Genomic DNA, 16,940 nt, shown 5'->3' on the forward strand with positions numbered 1-16,940 from the left:
CATGTCGCGATATGTGCGGGAAATCACGGATGATGCGCCAAGCGCGAACTGAATAGCATTGGGCGCCTGATCGTCGGGGAGCGCGCGATTCGGGCGCCTGAGCTGGGACGTGCGGATTGTCGGAGGGGCGCGGTACGGTCGGCGGCATGTCGCGATCAGCAGAAGCGGGCCCCTCCGTGTCTCCCTCCGCCGCTCCGCCGGCCGTCACGGCGGACGATCTCGATCAGGCCGTGCACCTCGTCCTCGGTGTTCTCGGCGGCGCGCCGGCCGACGCCTGGGACCGCAAGGCGGGCTCGCTCGAGTGGGACTGCTGGGAGACCATCCAGCATCTCAGCGACGACTTCTTCTCCTACGCCCTGCGGCTGGGCCGCCGGACGCCCGCCCTCGACCACAGCCCGCCGCTCCTGTGGGAGAGCCGGCGGCCGGGCGGGCCTCAGAGCGCGTTCCGCGCCGACCGTTCGGCGGGGCCCGAAGGGCTGTTGCAGGTGCTGGAAGCGTGCGGCGGGCTGCTCGCCGCCGTGGTCAGGACGAGACCGCCGCATGTGCGCGCCTACCACGTCTACGGGGCGTCCGACCCTGCGGGGTTCGCCGCGATGGGCATCGTGGAGGCCCTGGTCCACACGCACGATGTGGCCGGCGGGCTCGGGTTCGCCTGGAACCCGCCGGCCGATCTGTGCGCGCGGGTGCTGGCCCGGCTCTTCCCGGAGATCCCGGCCACCGGCGACCCCTGGCCCTGCCTGCTGTGGGCCACCGGTCGCGGCGAGCTTCCCGGGCGTCCGCGCCTCACCACGTGGCGCTGGTACGGCGCCCCCCTCGCATAGCCCGCCGGCTACCGGTCGCGATCACGCGAGGCGACACCGTCGTCGCCGCGCTTCACGCTGTCGCGGAAGGCGCCCACTCGCCGGCGGTGACCCGCGACACCGGGCCGTGCGGGCGCTTGCTGTCGCGCAGCGCGATGCCGGCAAATCCTGCGGTGCATTCGATGGCGAGCGGGAAATCGGAGCGACACGCCATCGAGTTCGAGGGCTTCATCGTATTTGCGTGCGAAATCGGCCCTGGGGAGGCGCTTGCCCACCTCGACCATGCTCACCATGGCCCCTGTATAACCGATACGTTCTCCTAGCCCTTATTGGCTGATATGCGCCTCGTTTCGGCGTTTCCGCACTTCGTAGCCGAAGCGGGCCGCCGGGGACGACTCTGGGCTGCGTTCACGCCGGGGAGGCATGCGACCTCCGCTCAATATGAGCTAACCGATCTCCAACGTAAAGCATCGAACGTTTGTTGCGAACATTCCCTTACGGAGAGTAATGGACGGAGACAGGGCGGGGAAGGGCAAGAAGGGAATTCGTCGAAGGATGGTGCGGGCCATGTCAGAGAATCCACATAACTCCGATATGCGACATCAAATGAGGTGCCGGAATACACCCCGGATACCGAACCAGGCACGAGGACCGGACGTGGCACCGGACACGGCGCGGACGGCGGACCGGGCAGAGGCACCGGACCGGGCTGGGGCGCTGGACCTGGCTGGGGCGCTGGACCGGGCGCGGACACCGGCCTCCGCGCGGGAACCGCATCTCGTCCCGATGGCGGCGGGAGGCGGGATCGCGCGCACCACGGCGCGCCGGGCCGGGGAGACCCCGCGCCGCTCCGTCCAGTTCGAGGTGACCTGGCAGCGGGCCGTCCGCGCGATGCGCGCGTCCGGCCTCACCCGCGACGAACTCGCCCGGACGGCCAGGGCGCTGGGCCGGACTCCCCTCACCGACCAAGAATGGGCCGATATCGATGAGCACCGATGACACCACTTCGGAGAAGCGCGCGGCCGAGGACGCCGATCTGCTCGCGGTCCTGCGCCGTCACCTGGTCGCCGAGGGCGTCCGCTGCCGGATCTTCATGAGGGTGCGGCTCACCATCGGCACCGAGGCCATCCCGCCGCAGCGCACCTGCCGGCCGCCCGAGTTGATCGTGTACGGGCCGGACGGGAAGGAGCGGGCGAAGGTCACCGTCCGCACGAGGCTGTGGGGCACCGCCTTCCTGGTCAGCCCGGCCGGCGACGCCCCGGAGTTCCAGTTCCCCATGGGGCAGGTCTCCGAGATCCTCCGCTGGCTCCGCCTGCTGGCCGAGGACGAGCTGAGCATCGCCCCACCGGTCGAGGGCGACGCCGAGACCGCTTCTCCGGCGTCCTCTCCGACATCGCCGTGACGCGTCCGACGTATTCGACGCATCGGCCGCCTTCCCGCCGCCCGGGCTCCCGTGGCGGGGTCGTGGGACAAGAAACTTGAACGACCATTTCTTGGAATCATTCAAGATTGATGTTACTGTTACCACAGGTCAGAGGCCCAGAGCATCTCCCAGGGGCGGTTCGGAGCCGCCGCAGCGGCCCACGCGGCCGACGCACAGAGGCCGCCTGGGAACGCCGCCGTGTGAGGCGCAGGCCTCCACCGCAGGCACGGCCGGCGCCGGTGTGCCCGGCCGGCCTGCACAACCCACCGTTCCCACCCCACCCCGTTGGAAGTGTTCGCGATGCCGTCCCCGTCGATTCCCGGCCCGCAAGCTCCGTCCGCAGAGCGGCGCCGCCTGTGGTGAACCCTGCCTCCGGACGTCAGGACCCCGCGAGTACCAAGTGGTGGGGTCTGAGGCTCCCGCGCTCGATCCGAGCGAGATGCACCCTGGTGGCCGTGGCCCTTTCGACCGTCTTCCTCGCCACGGTGGGCGCCAGTGTCGACGCGGCGATCCGCTACAAGGTCGAGGTCGACACCTTCGAGGTCACCAAACGCGTGGCCAGCCAGTGGAGCGCGGCGTTGCGCAACGGCACCGTGCCGCGGGAGATCCCCACATCCAGCAAGGTCAACCTTGTCCAGGTCGTCGACGCGACCGGCCACGTACTGAACGCCAGCAGGGCCGTCGCCGGCCGGCCTCCGCTCAGCACGCTCCGCCCGCCGCCCGACGACCGCTTCCAGACCCGCACCATCTGCTCGGACGGCGAGCACTGCGCCATGCTGATGGCGATCCGCGTCTCCCCCGCTCTCGACTCCCCGGTCGTCTACGCCGGCGTCCCGGAACCCGCCATCCTCTCGGGCACGGAGCTCGACCTCGGCATCGCCGCCGCGAGCCTGCCGATCTTGCTGCTGGTCGGCTGCATCACCTGGTCCATGCTCGGCCGCACTCTGCGCCCCGTACAGACGATCTGCGAGCGGATGTCCGAGATCACCGGCACCGACCTGAGCCGGCGCGTCCCGTTGCCGCCGGGCGACGACGAGATCACCATGCTGGCCGCGACCGCCAATCAGACTCTCGCCCGTTTGGAAAGCGCTTTCAAGCAGCAGCGCCGCTTCGCCTCCGACGCCTCCCACGAGCTGCGGTCCCCGATCACGGGCCTGCGGGTGGGGCTGGAGGAGGCGCTCGCCCACCCCGAGGACGTGGACCCGCAAGACGCCATGCGGGCGGCCCTTTCGACCACCGACCGGATGGAGGCGATCGTCGGCGACCTGCTGGTCCTCGCCCGTCTGCGCGCCGCCGATCCGGCTCCGCCCGAATCGGTCGACCTCACCGCCCTGGCCTACGAGGTCGTCGACGCACGGCCCTGGAGGGTCCCGGTGCGCGTCCACGCCGACGACGACGTGTGGGCCTCCGGCTCGCGGATCCAGCTCATGCGCGTGATGGAGAACCTCGTCGCCAACGCCCAGCGGCACGCCCGCACCGGGGCCGACCTCACCGTGTACGCCTCCGCCGGCACGGCGGTCGTCGCGGTCACCGACGACGGCGACGGGATCGCGCCCAAGGACCGCGAACGCGTCTTCAGCCGGTTCACCCGCCTGGAGCAGGGCCGCCGCCTCGACCCCGGGGGCAGCGGCCTGGGACTGGCCATCTCCCGCGAGATAACCGAGGCCCACCATGGCACGCTGCGCGTGGAGGACTCCCTCCGCGGCGCCCGCTTCGTCCTCCGCCTCCCCCTCCTGGAACACCCGCCCCAGACGTGACCGCCTCACGTCCAGAGAGCGTCAAGGGGCAGGACCGAGATCCCTTCCTCGTGGACATAGGCATAGGGGCCGGTGTAAAGCATGATGCCGGTCTCGAAACGATCGCCAAGCCGTGCGCGCAGTGCACGCATACCTCGAAGATCTTCTCGGTGGACCCGGGAGCCCGCCTTGACCTCGAACGCGAACACCTGGCCATCATCACGCTCGAGCACAAGATCGACTTCGTCCCCGGCTCCAGTGCGGAAGTGGCCCGCTGAGACGGGACCGTCCCACCAACTGACCTGCTTGAGGATCTCGCCCACCCGAAGGTCTCGACCAGGTGACCGTATGCCGTCAATACCGTCGGATCACCGAGCGCGACCTTGTCCGGGTTGGTTGAGCTCGGCCTTGATCACGTGAAGAAGCTCGGGAACATGCTGGTACTCATCGATCAACACCGTCTCCGTACCGGAGACGAACCGTCCGGGATCATTGCGCACGACCGCCCGGGTCGCTGGATCGTCACAATCGATGACGTTGCGGTCGAGGTCGCGGGCCAGCTCCGCGAGCAAGGTGCTCTTACCGACCGTCCGCGGACCGTTGAGCACGAGCACGGGTTCCTCCGCCAGACGCGCCTTGAGCACAGCGGTAAGGCGACGACTCGCAAGCCGTCAGTTCCCCGTCCATGCTGGGATTACGTCACTTTCTTCCGCTCCTACAGGTGGATTTCTTCCGCGTTTGCATACGCTGAACTTCCGCGTTCGCACATCCGCTACTTCCGCGACCGCAGGCATCCGCCGCGGTGGGAGGTGCGGAAGGGCGGTGGGGCGGGGAATGCCGGACGGTGAGGGCCGTCAGCGGGCCTCGGGCACCGATTCGATGAGGCGGACCAGGCCGGCGGCGTCGAGGAGGTCGACGGGGCGGACGGTCTCGTTGGCGCGGACGTAGTGGAAGGCGGCGCCCACCTTGTCCACCGGGACGCCGGCCAGGTGTGCCCAGGCCAGGCGGTAGGCGGCCAGCTGCACGGAGGCCGCTCTGGCGGCGCCGCCGCGCGGGCGTTCGCCGGTCTTCCAGTCGACGACCACGTACCCGTCGCCGTCGGCGAAGACCGCGTCCATCCGGCCGCGTACCAGCCGGTCGGCGATCATCGTCTCGAACGGCACCTCGAGGTCGACCGGCGCGAGGGCCGCCCACGGGCTCTCCTCGAACCGGGACTGCAGCTCGGCGAGCTGGACGTCGGCGCCCGACAGGTCGTCGGAGGCGCCGGGCAGCTCGAAGTCGTCGATCAGCCGTTGCTGCCCCCATCGCCCTTCCAGCCAGCGGTGGAAGGCGGTGCCCCTGCGCGCGAGCGGGGCGGGCTTGTGCGGCAGCGGGCGGCGGATCTGGCGGGCCAGCGCCGCCGGGTCGGCCGCCAGGGTGACCAGCGAGGACACCGTCAGATGAGCCGGCAGTTCGACGACCGCCTCGCCTCGCCGCCTGTTTCGCTCACGCTCGCGGAGCAGCAGCTCGGTGTCACGCGCCCAGGCCCGGACACGCTCACGCTCCCACTCTTTGAGCGGCAGGTCGTTCAGGGGGACGGCTCGCGGAAGAGCCTGCGGCGGAGGGGCATCCTCCGGGAGGGCGTCGTCGTCCCAGGGGAGGGCGTCGCCCCCGGTCTCGTCGCCCCCGGTCTCGTCGCCCCCGGTGTCGTCGTCTCCGGCGAGGTCGTCCCAGGGGAGGCCCTCCCAGGGGAAGTCCTCCGGGAAGTCGTCGTCGTACGGCGCGTCGTCCCAGATGGAGTCCTCCACGGGCGGCGCGCCCGCGGGCTCGGCGGGCGGTTCGTCCCGTCCTGCGGGCATCCGCGCGGAAGGACCGACGGGGAAGGCAGGCGAGGACGTCTCGGGAGGGGCGGACTCGGTGCGGAAATCAGCGCGGGACGGGGTGGGCGACGAGGCCAGGGCGGCGAGGACCATGTCGGCGCCGGTGCGGATGGCCTCGTACCGCTCGCCCGCCGGGGTGGCGGGCCAGGCGGCCGAGGCGGGCTCGGCGAGCAGGGGGTTGGCGGCGTCCTCCTCGACGTCCGGCGCCCAGTACGCCACCTGCCCGCAGGAGTCGCGGATCTCCCGCAGGAAGTCGGAGGGCGCGAGCGGCCGGGCGGCCGACCCCCAGCGGTAGCCGGAGGCGATCAGCAGGTAGTGGGCCCGGGTGACCGCGACGTAGGCCAGCCGCCGCTCTTCCATCAGGTCGCGTTCGCGGCAGCGCTCGTCGAAGTCGGCCAGGTCGTCCTTGTCGAGCCCCGCGAGGACCGGCAGGTCGGCCCGGTCGCCCCGCAGCGGATAGGGCAGCTTGCGCGGGTTCTCGGTCCACCGGGAGTTGGTCGCGGGCGTCGCCGGGAAGACGCTGCCCTTGGCCAGGCCGCCCCGCTGGGTGGTGAGCTGCGAGAGCCCCGGCACGATCACGACCGGCCACTCGAGCCCCTTCGACGCGTGGACGGTCATGAGCTTGACGCTGTTGGTCTCGCCCACCCGCCCGGCCTCCAGCCCGAACTCCTCCGACTCGGCCGCCTTGAGGTAGGCGAGGAAGGCTCCGAGCGTCGGGTCCTCGGCGTCGCCGGCGAACCGGGACGCCGCGTCGAGGAAGGCGTCCAGGTCGGCCCGGGCGGCCAGCGGCCCCCCGCCGCGGGCCGCCACCTCGACGTCCAGGCCGACCCGCCGCTCGATCTCGGCGATCAGATCGGGCAGCGGCTGCCCGGCGTGCGCGCGCAGGACGCGCAGCTCGTGGGCCAGGAGCGGCAGCCGCGCGCGGGCGAGCGGAGAGAAGTGCTCCAGCCACTCGGAGCGGTCGGCCAGCTCGTCGAGGGCGTCGACCAGGCTGCCGCGCTCTTCGCGCATGTCGGTGACGACCTGCTCAAGAGGGTCTTCGGCCGCCGGGCCGCCACGGCTCGCCATGGTCAGCTCTCTGGCCAGGTCGCCGAGGACCTTCAGGTCGGCCGGCCCGATGCGCCAGCGCGGCCCGGCGAGGAGACGGACGAGCGCGTCGCCGGCCGTCGGCTCGTACAGGACGCGGAGGATCGCCACGAGGTCGGCCACCTCGGGGACGGTGAGCAGCCCGCCGAGGCCGACCACCTCGACCGGGATGTCCCGCGCCTCAAGGGCCCGGCGCAGCGCGGGGAACTGGGCCCGTTTGCGCGCCAGGACGGCCACGTCCTGCGGTTGCAGCGCCGTCGCTCCGCCCCACGCTCCGCCCGGCTTGAGCTTCTCGCGGAACTTGTCGCGCTCGCCCTCGCCCCACGGCAGGCCATCGGGCGCGATCTCTCTGCCGAGCATGCGTGCCACGCCGTCGGCGATCCACGCGGCCTCGTCCTCGGCCGTGTCGTGGAACGCGCAGACCACCCGCCCGCGCGCGACGCGGTTGCCGCCGGGGACGAGCACCGGCACCTCGCGCGCCTCGGCGCGCAGCGGGGCCTGAACGCGGGCCGCGACGTCCAGCACCCGCTCGCCGTTGCGGAAGCTCACCGAGAGCCTGCGCACGGGCGCGGCCCGGCCGGCCGCGGTGGGGAAGTCGTCGACGAACCGCTTCAGGTTGCCGGAGGAGGCGCCGCGCCAGCCGTAGATCGACTGGCAGGGGTCGCCCACGGCGGTCACCGGGTGCCCGCCGCCGAACAGGGCGCGCAGCAGGACGAGCTGCGCGTGGCTGGTGTCCTGGTACTCGTCCAGCAGGACGACCGAGAACCTGCCCCGCTCGATCATGCCGACCTCGGGGTGGCGGTCGGCGATGCGGGCCGCGAGCGCCATCTGGTCGCCGTAGTCGATCACCTCGCGCCTGCGCTTCTCCCGCTCGTACGCCTCGACCATGGGCAGGAACTGCTCGCGGATGTCCTGCGTGCGGACCGGCTTGCGCTGGTGCAGCGTGGGGCGGCCGGTGAGCCGGGCGTAGCGCTCGTCCAGCCAGTGGCCGATCTCGCGGACCTCGGCGGGAGTGCGCAGGTGCTCCGACAGCTCGCCCGCGAGGTCCAGGACCGCGGCGGTGACGGAGGGCGGGGCGAGGTCGACGCGATCCATCGGGCCGTCGTACCGGCCCACCACGCGGGCCGCCATCTGCCAAGAGATGGCGGGGCTGACCAGGCGCATGGTCGGTTCCATCGCCTCGCGCAGCGCGTGGTCGGTGACCAGCCGCGCGGCGTAGGCGTGGTAGGTGGACACGGTGGGCTCGGCCTCGAGCAGCTCGGCCGGGGCCAGGCCGACCTCGGCGAGCCGGGTGAGCCGCTTGCGCACGCGGGCGGCCAGCTCGGCGGCGGCCTTGCGGGTGAAGGTGAGGCCGAGGACGCGTTCGGGGTGCACCAGCCCGTTGGCGACCAGCCAGACCACTCGCCCGGCCATGGTCTCGCTCTTGCCGGACCCGGCGCCGGCGACGACGACCGTCGGTTCGAGCGGCGCTTCTATGACGGCCGCCTGCTCGGGCGTGGGCGGCGGGATGCCGAGCTTCTCCGCCAGCTCGGCGGGGCTGATCAGCGCGGGCCTGGTGTCGTCCGGCCCGGCGGCCGGCGCCGGCGGGTGTGCCCCTAGCATCCCGCCCCCCGCACGGCGACGGCCGGAAGCGCACGAGCGCGCCCGGCGCGCTTGGGTGGGGCGGGCGTGGGGGGCCGGGTCAGCAAACCTGGCCTCCGCTGTCGTTGACGGGGCAGCTGACCTTGGCGGCGCAGGTGCGGCAGCCGTCGTTGACCTGGGCGGTGAACACGCCGGACGCCATGCCGGTGGCGACGGTGGTGACCAGCGTCTTGGCCCAGGCGGGGTCGGGGTCGTCGCCGAGCGCGCCCTGGCGCTGCTCTTTGGCCTCCTTGCCCGCGGCCTTGCCGACCTGGACGAGCGCCGCGCCTCCCGGCTCGGTCATGCCGTGACGCTCGAACGCGCCCAGCAGCGTGGCGAGCTGGTAGACCCCGAGCTGCGGGTGGCGGTCGAGCTCCTGGTCGGACGGCTTGGTGGTGCCGGTCTTGATGTCGATGATCACGGCTCTGCCCTCGCCGTCGCGCTCGACGCGGTCGACCCGGCCGCGGATGTGCACACCGTCCGACAGTTCGGCGGTGAAGGCCTCTTCGACCGCGATCAGCTCGCGGGGGTTCTGCTCGTGCCAGGCGAGGAACCGGGCCACCATCTGCTCGGCGACCTGGCGCTGCTTGCGGTTGAACCACACGCCGCCGAAGTCGAGCCCGTCCCAGACCTCGTCGAGCCGCTTGCCGAGGGTGTCCCCCTCCTGCCCGGCGACCGCCAGGACGGCGATGGCGTGAATGACGCTGCCGAGGCTGCGGGACATGTCGGTGCCGGAGGCGCCCACGGCGGTCTCCAGCAGCCAGCGCAGCCCGCACTTGGTGAAGTTCTCGACCGCGGACGGCGAGACCCGCACGACGTTCTCAGGCCAGCTCAGCGGGCGGTCGTCGGACAGTGGCGTGAGCGCGTACCACTCGTCAGGGTGGGCCCCCGGGACGCCCGCCCGCGCCAGGCGGGCGAGGTGCTCGGCGGCCGAGCGGCGCATCGGCTCGGGCCTTGTGGGATCGCACACGGCGGCTCGCAGGTCGGCGACCAGGGCGGACATGCTCAGCCAGCGGGCGCGGTCGTCGACGGCGGCCTCCTCGACCGCTCCGGGCAGCAGTTCGGCGAGGAACCGCGAGGGCCGCTCGTCGGTGTCCTCGCCGCCGACGGCGGTGACGACCAGCCGGCGGCGGGCGCGGGTGGCGGCCACGTAGAACAGGCGCCGCTCCTCGGCGAGCAGCTTGGAGGCCAAGGCGGCGCCGGCCGCGTCGGCGCCGTCGAGGGCGGACCCGCCGGCCATCTCGACCATCTGCTGGACGCCGAGCAGCGACCCGCGCAGGCGCAGGTCGGGCCAGACGCCCTCCTGGACGCCGGCGACCACCACCACGTCCCATTCGAGGCCCTTGGAGCGGTGGGCGGTCAGGATGCGGACGGTCTCGCCGTCGGGCGCGTGCTCGGCCAGCGTGTCGCCGGGGATCTCCTGGGAGGTCAGGTCGTCGAGGAAGACCTCGGGGCCGGCGTGCGGAAGGCGGTCGACGAAACGCGCGGCGTGGTCGAACAACGCCACCACCGCGTCGAGGTCGCGGTCGGCCTGGGCGCCCCGCGCGCCGCCCGAGAGGCTCGCCTCGGTCCAGGCGTCACCGAGCCCGGACGCCTGCCAGATCGCCCACAGAGCCTCCTCGGAGGTGTCGCCGCGGTGAACCGCCTCGCGCGCCACGGTGATCAGCCTGGCGACGCGCTGAGCGCACGCGGCGACGTGCTCTTCGACGGGGACCAGCTCGCGGACGTCGCGAACGGCCGCGACCAGCAGTTCGTCGGACGAGCGCGCCGGCAGGGGCAGCGTTCCGTCGTCCGGCGCCGCCGCGGCGAGCTCGGCCGTTCTCAGCGCGCGGCGCAGGCGGCGCACGCCGATCGCGTCGGTGCCGCCCAGCGGGCCGGTGAGCAGGTCTTCGGCCGTGGCCACGTCCAGCGTCGCCGGGTGCAGCGCCACGCGCAGCAGGGTGATCAGCGGACGCACCCCGGACCGCTGGACCAGGGGCGCCTCGTCACCGGCCACGACGACGGGCACTCCGGCGGTGAGCAGGGCGCGGCGCAGCATCGGGACCTGCCGGCTCGCCGAGCGCACCAGGACGGCCATGCGGCTCCACGGCACCCCTTCGAGCAGGTGGGCCCGGCGCAGGGCGTCGGCCACGACCGCGGCCTCCTGGCTCTCGCTGTCGGCCAGCAGGACCCGGACCTCGCCCGGGGGGGCGTCCTGCGGTGAGGTCAGCTCGCGGTGACCGTCGCCGCGGGACCGTCCCGGCACCGGCGGGGCGGGGAGGCGGGCGGCGACGCGGCGGGAGGCGGCCAGCAGGTCGGGACCGCTCCTGCGGCACACGCGCAGCGCGATGACCGGCGCCTCGTGGCCGGCCGCCGTGCGGAACCGCTCGGGGAAGTCGAGGATGCCGCGCACGTCCGCGCCGCGGAAGCCGTAGATGGACTGGTCGGGGTCGCCCACGGCGATCAGGTCGCGGCCGTCGCCGGCCAGCCGCCGGAGCAGGAACTCCTGCGCGGGGTCGGTGTCCTGGTATTCGTCGACGAAGACGACGTCGTAGGCGGCGCGCTCGCGCCGCCGCACCTCCACGTCGTTGAGCAGGCCGGCGGCGGCGCGGATCAGCTCGGCGTAGTCGAGGGCAGGGGACGGATCGAGGTCGAAGCGGTCGGCGTACCGGTAGGCGAACCGGCCCGCCGCCACCCAGTCGGGCCTGCCGTGCTCACGGCCGAGGACGACCAGATCGTCGCCGTCGAGGCCGCGTTCGGCCGCGCGGGCGAGGAAGTCGCGCAGTTCCTCGGCGAACCCGCGGGTCTTGAGCGGCTCGCGCATGCTGGACGGCCATTGCTCCGCGCCGTCCTCGAGCTCGCCGTGGAGCAGCCGGCGGACCTCCAGGAGTTGCTCGGGGCCGGTCAGCAGGCGGGGCGGCGGATCGCCCGCGAGCACCGCCTCACGGCGCAACAGCGCGTAGGCGTAGCTGTGGAACGTGAGCGCGAGCGGCGTTCTCGTGGTGCGGCGCATGCGCGCGGTGATACGCTCGCGCAGCTCTTCGGCGGCCTTGCGGCTGAAGGTGAGGACGAGCACCCGCTCGGGGTCGACGCCGCGCCGCTCGACACGGTCGACGACGCTCTCGACGATCGTGGTGGTCTTGCCGGTGCCGGGGCCCGCGAGCACGAGCAGCGGGCCGCCCTCGTGGCGGACGACCGCCCGCTGATGCTCATCGAGAGCAGGAGGCATCGCCTGCCCCGCGCTTCCCCGCCGCACCAGACGGTAGGCCTGACCACTCACAGCACGCTATTCCACCAGACCACAGGGGTAGATCGTGCCGACTCGACTTGTACGGTGCCCGAACCGATCTCCGACCTGGGCGACAGGTCACGATATCGAGGCATTCTCCGGGTCGAAGAAGCGACACGCCGACTCGTGGCCGCGTTTCGTTGGCCCTGTGGGTTCGGACGTGTTTGGACCTGTTGAGGCACTCGCCTTCTTGCCAGGCTGGCTGGACCGAACGACGGTCACGGAGGAACCGGCCCCGGTGACGATTCACACGGAAGCCCGGCTCAGTGTCGGTTCATGACGGTTCATGACGGTCCGCGGGAGAGCCCGGGGCCGAGGACGCGCACGGGGAACCCGGGGCCGAGGACGTTCACGGAGAAGCCGGGCCTATGACGGTGCACGGAGAGAGGAGCGCGGTGTCCATGGGTCCGCGGAAGCAGGACACGCCGGCGGCGCCGCCCGGCCGGCGGGGACGGGTGCGGGGGGCGGCGGGCGCCGCGACGGCGATGTTCTGTGTCGGGACGCTGACGGCGGTGTCCCCGGCGCTGCACCACTACCCCCTCTACGGCGGGCAGGCGCTGCGCTACGCCCTGGGCGGGCTGGTGCTGCTGGCGGTAATGAGAGCGCGCGGGCTGGCCCACCTGCGGCTGAACCGCAAGGAGCTGGCGCTGATCGTGCTGCTGGCCGCCGTCGGGCTGGCCGCGTTCAACGTCTTCGTCATCGAGTCCACCCGGTACGCCGACCCCGCGACGGTGGGGACGATCATCGCCACGGTGCCGATCATCCTCGCCCTGGCCGGGCCGCTCATGGAGCGCAGGCGGCCGACGCCGCACATCGTGGCGGCCTCCGTGCTCGTGGCCGGAGGCGCAGGGGTGGCCACCGGGCTCGGCGGGGGCACCCTGGCCGGGGTGGTGCTGGCGCTCGGCGCGCTGGCGTGCGAGGTGGGGTTCTCGCTGCTCGCCGTCCCCCTGCTGGCGCGTCTCGGCGCGGTGCGCGTCTCGGCGTACGCGACGATCGCCGCCGTGCCGCTCCTGCTGGTCGCCGGGGTGGCGGTGGACGGCCGGTCCGCGCTGCGGGCGCCCACGCCGGGCGAGGCGGCGGCGCTCGCCTACCTGGCGGTGGTGGTGACCGCGTTCGCGTTCTTCTGCTGGTACGACGCGCTGCCCCGTCTCGGGGCCGAACGGGCCGGGTTGTTCTCCGGTCTCCTGCCGATCGGCGCCATCGTCTCCAGTGTGATCCTCGGCACCGGCCGGCCGGGCGTCCCGGACATCCTGGGCGCCGCGCTGGTCATCGCCGGCCTGCTGTCCGGCCTGCGCCCGGGACGCCGTCAGGAGGCGGGCCCACCGCGCGGCGCGCGCGGCGATGGTGTAGTCCTGGTCGAAAGCTCTGGTAACGGTCAGGAAGGATCACATCGGTGACAGGTACAGCGGCGGTCGCGAGCCCGGTGGACTTCACCGTGCACGGGGACTACGGCCTGAAGAACGCCAACAGCGCGACCGGCGCGTTCACGCGCCCGCCGTACAGCTTCAAAGATCGCGTCACCGCCGACGGCAGCAGCGGCTATCCCGCCGAGCCGGGCCGCTACCACCTCTACGTGTCCCTCGCCTGCCCCTGGGCGCACCGGTCCGTCATCGTGCGGGCGCTGAAAGGGCTGGAGGACGTCGTGTCGATGTCGGTCGTCGACCCGATCCGCGACGGGCGCGGCTGGGCGTTCCGTGAGGGGCGCGGCCACACCGCCGACCCGGTCAGCGGGTTCACGCTGCTGCGCGACGCCTACGAGGCGAGCGATCCGGGGTACGACGGGCACGTGTCGGTGCCCGTGCTGTGGGACCGCCGGACGGGGCGCATCGTGAGCAACAACTTCCCCGACATCTCGATCGACCTGGGCACGCAGTTCGACCGGTGGGCCGCCCCGGGCGCCGATCTCTACCCCGTCGATCTCCGGCCTCAGATCGACGAGCTGAACGACCGCGTGTACGCGACCGTCAACAACGGGGTGTACCGCTGCGGCTTCGCCACGAGCCAGGAGGCCTACGACGAGGCGGTCCGGGCCCTGTTCGCGACCCTGGACGAGCTGGAGGAGCGCCTCGGCGCCGGGCGCTACCTGTTCGGCGACCGGCTGACCGAGGCCGACGTCCGGCTGTGGGTGACGCTGGCGCGCTTCGACGCGGTGTACGTGACGCACTTCAAGGCCAACCTGCGCCGCCTGGTGGACTATCCGAACCTGTGGGCGTACGCCCGCGACCTCTACCAGCGCCCGGCCTTCGGCGGGACGACCGACTTCGACCACATCAAGCGGCACTACTACCAGACCCACCCCCAGATCAACCCGTCGCGCATCGTCCCTGCCGGCCCGCTGACCGACTGGGCCGCCCCGCACGGCCGCGGCTAGCGAGCCCCCGTCCGCCTCACCGCCGAGGGCGCCTGACCGGCGTCCTCGGCTTCGTCGTGCCATGCCCCGGGGTTCCCGGTCCCCCGCGGCTAGTGGTGTTCCCGCGCGCCTGACGTGCCGGCTCCGCCCGCCGCCCACCGGGACAAGGGCCACTTCAGAGCATTTTTACGTACATGTACGGATGTACCTACGGATGTTCAACCCTGACATGCGCACCTAGCGTCTCGCCCAGGCCGGTTCGCTCCCGGCCTGGTACGCGAGAACAGGAGCGCCGTCACGTGACACCCCCGCCCGTCCCGCCTTAGCCGTCCCTCCCGCCATGGGAGATGTTCTCCGGCGGATGGTGCGGCCAGACCCCCCGCTCATACCGCTCCGTCCGCCGGGCTCGCCATTCATTTCTCTCATCACCCCCTAATCCCACCCGTCGCGCCGCCGGGCACCCCCCTGCGGCGGGACAGCCGCGCCCCCGCCCGACCGGCGGCAGCGGAGGTGGGAGGCAGAGAAAGGAAGAACGCGCATGAGGCGCAGAGCTCTACTGGCCGCCGTGGCCTGCGTGGCCACGGTCGCCGTGGTGGCACCCGCCACCCCCGCGGGCGCCAAGCCTTCGCCCGGGGCCAAGAAAGAGGTCAACTCCTCCGTCGCCGCGGCCGAGCGCGCCGCCGCGGATCCGTCGCAGCGCGCTGCGGCCGCCGCGGACCAGGCCGTGGCCAGCGGCCTCGACGACCTCCGGCTGAGCCTGAACGAGGTCTACAAGCGCACGAAGGTGACCAGCGGCGCGGGCGGCGTCTACTCCGTCGCCTACGAGCGCTCCTACAAGGGCCTTCCGGTGGTCGGCGGCGACGCGGTCGTGATCGCCGACTCCTCGGGACGGGTGCGCGACACCGTGGCCGCCTCCGCCGCCATGCCCGCCGGCCTGTCGACCACGCCCACGGTGACCGCGGAGAGCGCCACAGAGGCCGCCAAGACCAAGCTTGAGCGGGTGGACGACAGCGCCGCGCCACGCCTGGTCATGCTCGCCTGGGGCAAGCCGCGGCTGGCGTGGGAGGCGACGGTCTCCGGCATCGCCGCCGGCAAGCCGAGCATCCAGCACGTCTTCGTCGACGCGGCCACCGGCGAGATCGCCGACGCCTACGACGACGTGCGCGAGGGCACCGGCAACGGCTACTACTACGGCAGCGTCACGATCAACACCAGCGGCTCGGGCAGTTCGTACTCGTTGACCGACTCAACCCGCAGCGGCCTGCGCTGCGGCGGGCAGAACGGCTCGGCCTACACCGGCACCGACGACGCCTGGGGCACCGGCTCGGGGACGAACCTGGAGACCGCCTGCGTGGACGCCCTGTACGGCGCCCAGCGGGAATGGGACATGCTGCGCGACTGGCTGGGCCGCAACGGCATCAACGGCAGCGGCGGCGCCTTCCCGATCAGGGTGGGCCTGAACGACGTCAACGCCTACTGGAACGGCAGCTACACCAACTTCGGCCACTCGCAGGACAACGCCCGGCAGGCCACGCCGATCGACGTGGTGTCGCACGAGTTCGGCCACGCCATCTTCCAGACGACTCCCGGCGGCGCCGGCTCGGGCAACGAGAACGGCGGCATCAACGAGTCCACCGGCGACATCTTCGGCGCGCTGACCGAGTCCTACGCCAACAACCCCAACGACCCGCCGGACTACCAGGTCGGCGAGGAGGTCGACCTCGTCGGTGACGGCCCGATCAGGTACATGTACAACCCGTCGCTCGCCGGCGACCCCAACTGCTGGTCGTCCTCGATCCCGAGCACCGAGGTGCACGCGGCGGCCGGCCCGCTCAACCACTGGTTCTACCTGCTGGCCGAGGGCTCCGCGCCGGGCGGCGGCAAGCCCAACAGCCCGATCTGCTCCAGCGGCCCCTCGTCGGTGACCGGCCTCGGCATCCAGAAGGCCGGCAAGATCTATATGGGCGCGCTGCAGCGCAAGACGTCGAGCTGGCGGTACGCCAACATCCGCTCGGCCTCCCTCGCGGCGGCCGTGGAACTGTACGGCGCGACGAGCACGGAGTGCGCGACCACCAAGGCGGCGTGGAACTCGATCAACGTGCCCGCGCAGTCCGGTGAGCCGTCCTGCACCCCCAGCTCCAGCAACGACTTCTCGCTGACGCTGAGCCCGACCGCGGGTTCGGTGGCCCCGGGCTCGTCGACCACCTCGACGGTCGCGACGGCGACCACCGCGGGCAGCGCGCAGACGGTCGCGCTGTCGGCGTCCGGCCTGCCCTCCGGCGCTAGCGCGAGCTTCAGCCCGTCCTCGGTCACCTCGGGCTCGTCGTCCACGCTGACCATCTCCACCAGCAGCTCGACCCCGGCCGGCACCTACAGCGTGTCGGTCACCGGAACCGGGACGGGCGCCACCCACAGCGTGACGTACTCGCTGACCGTGACGGGCACCTCCGGCACCCGCACGTTCACCAACGGCACCGACTACACCATCAACGACGGATCCACGGTCACCAGCCCGATCACCTCGACCGCCAGCGGGAACGCGGTGTCCCCGGTCCAGGTCAGCGTGACCATCTCCCACACCTGCGCGTACGACCTGGGGATTCGGCTGCGCGGGCCGAGCGGGACCTACTACACGCTGAAGTCCAGCGGCAGCGGAAGCTGCTCGTCCTTCGGCACCCGCACCTACTCGGTCGCCGTGAGCCAGGTGGCGGCGGGCCAGTGGGCACTCGAGGTCACCGACAACTACCTCCTCGACACCGGCTACCTGGACACCTGGACCATCACCGTCTAGGCCGGCG

At 72.4% G+C, this 16,940-nt stretch carries 12 protein-coding genes; 7 read left to right on the forward strand and 5 right to left on the reverse strand.

The window, feature by feature from the left end; all coding sequences use genetic code 11:
- Positions 1–146: 146 nt before the first annotated feature.
- On the forward strand, positions 147–821 hold the full coding sequence (locus tag ACFO60_RS16750; RefSeq protein ID WP_380841241.1) for a hypothetical protein: 675 nt from the start codon (positions 147–149) through the stop codon (positions 819–821).
- Positions 822–873: 52 nt separating this feature from the next.
- Here ACFO60_RS16750 and ACFO60_RS16755 read toward each other — a convergent pair whose 3' ends face one another.
- The gene (locus ACFO60_RS16755) at positions 874–1,032 is read right to left on the reverse strand and encodes a DUF397 domain-containing protein (protein WP_380841242.1); all 159 of its coding nucleotides are present in this window, start codon (positions 1,030–1,032) and stop codon (positions 874–876) included.
- Between the two features lie 425 nt (positions 1,033–1,457).
- Between ACFO60_RS16755 and ACFO60_RS16760 the strand changes: the two genes are divergently transcribed.
- The 3 genes from ACFO60_RS16760 to ACFO60_RS16770 all read left to right on the forward strand — a co-directional run bounded on the left by ACFO60_RS16760 (position 1,458) and on the right by ACFO60_RS16770 (position 3,980).
- Entirely contained in the window at positions 1,458–1,799 is a 342-nt protein-coding gene (locus ACFO60_RS16760) for a hypothetical protein (protein WP_380841243.1), read from the forward strand.
- On the forward strand, positions 1,786–2,202 hold the full coding sequence (locus ACFO60_RS16765; protein WP_380841244.1) for a hypothetical protein: 417 nt from the start codon (positions 1,786–1,788) through the stop codon (positions 2,200–2,202). The genes ACFO60_RS16760 and ACFO60_RS16765 overlap by 14 nt, the downstream gene beginning before the upstream one ends.
- Before the next feature lie 476 nt (positions 2,203–2,678).
- Positions 2,679–3,980 (forward strand): sensor histidine kinase, encoded by a 1,302-nt coding sequence (locus ACFO60_RS16770; protein WP_380841246.1) that lies wholly within the window; start codon positions 2,679–2,681, stop codon positions 3,978–3,980.
- Between the two features lie 5 nt (positions 3,981–3,985).
- Here the strand turns inward: ACFO60_RS16770 and ACFO60_RS16775 are convergent, their stop codons facing one another.
- From ACFO60_RS16775 to ACFO60_RS16790, 4 genes are all read right to left on the reverse strand, one after another.
- Complete coding sequence (locus tag ACFO60_RS16775) at positions 3,986–4,282, reverse strand: DUF4143 domain-containing protein (RefSeq protein WP_380841247.1); 297 nt, start codon at positions 4,280–4,282, stop codon at positions 3,986–3,988.
- A gap of 45 nt (positions 4,283–4,327) precedes the next feature.
- Positions 4,328–4,603, reverse strand: a complete 276-nt coding sequence (locus tag ACFO60_RS16780) for an AAA family ATPase (RefSeq protein WP_380841248.1) — start codon at positions 4,601–4,603, stop codon at positions 4,328–4,330.
- 210 nt (positions 4,604–4,813) lie between these two features.
- Positions 4,814–8,506: a UvrD-helicase domain-containing protein gene (locus tag ACFO60_RS16785; protein ID WP_380841249.1), complete on the reverse strand. Its 3,693-nt coding sequence runs from the start codon at positions 8,504–8,506 to the stop codon at positions 4,814–4,816.
- Positions 8,507–8,585: 79 nt separating this feature from the next.
- Complete coding sequence (locus tag ACFO60_RS16790; RefSeq protein WP_380841465.1) at positions 8,586–11,732, reverse strand: ATP-dependent helicase; 3,147 nt, start codon at positions 11,730–11,732, stop codon at positions 8,586–8,588.
- A gap of 461 nt (positions 11,733–12,193) precedes the next feature.
- Between ACFO60_RS16790 and ACFO60_RS16795 the strand changes: the two genes are divergently transcribed.
- From ACFO60_RS16795 to ACFO60_RS16805, 3 genes are all read left to right on the forward strand, one after another.
- The gene (locus ACFO60_RS16795) at positions 12,194–13,189 is read left to right on the forward strand and encodes a DMT family transporter (RefSeq protein WP_380841250.1); all 996 of its coding nucleotides are present in this window, start codon (positions 12,194–12,196) and stop codon (positions 13,187–13,189) included.
- On the forward strand, positions 13,186–14,163 hold the full coding sequence (locus ACFO60_RS16800; protein WP_380841251.1) for a glutathione S-transferase family protein: 978 nt from the start codon (positions 13,186–13,188) through the stop codon (positions 14,161–14,163). The genes ACFO60_RS16795 and ACFO60_RS16800 overlap by 4 nt, the downstream gene beginning before the upstream one ends.
- Positions 14,164–14,680: 517 nt before the next feature.
- Positions 14,681–16,933 (forward strand): M4 family metallopeptidase, encoded by a 2,253-nt coding sequence (locus tag ACFO60_RS16805; RefSeq protein ID WP_380841252.1) that lies wholly within the window; start codon positions 14,681–14,683, stop codon positions 16,931–16,933.
- Positions 16,934–16,940 lie beyond the last annotated feature (7 nt).

Origin of the sequence: Sphaerisporangium dianthi, from assembly GCF_042654065.1 — a bacterium.
Lineage (GTDB): Bacteria > Actinomycetota > Actinomycetes > Streptosporangiales > Streptosporangiaceae > Sphaerisporangium > Sphaerisporangium dianthi.

Bases quoted from the DNA above. Each gene is read 5' to 3' on its own strand.
- ACFO60_RS16765 (WP_380841244.1), top strand. From the start codon at position 1,786: ATGAGCACCGATGACACCACTTCGGAGAAGCGCGCGGCCGAGGACGCC.
- ACFO60_RS16805 (WP_380841252.1), top strand. From the start codon at position 14,681: ATGAGGCGCAGAGCTCTACTGGCCGCCGTGGCCTGCGTGGCCACGGTC.
- ACFO60_RS16785 (WP_380841249.1), bottom strand. From the start codon at position 8,506: ATGCTAGGGGCACACCCGCCGGCGCCGGCCGCCGGGCCGGACGACACC.
- ACFO60_RS16750 (WP_380841241.1), top strand. From the start codon at position 147: ATGTCGCGATCAGCAGAAGCGGGCCCCTCCGTGTCTCCCTCCGCCGCT.
- ACFO60_RS16790 (WP_380841465.1), bottom strand. From the start codon at position 11,732: ATGCCTCCTGCTCTCGATGAGCATCAGCGGGCGGTCGTCCGCCACGAG.
- ACFO60_RS16795 (WP_380841250.1), top strand. From the start codon at position 12,194: ATGGGTCCGCGGAAGCAGGACACGCCGGCGGCGCCGCCCGGCCGGCGG.
- ACFO60_RS16755 (WP_380841242.1), bottom strand. From the start codon at position 1,032: ATGAAGCCCTCGAACTCGATGGCGTGTCGCTCCGATTTCCCGCTCGCC.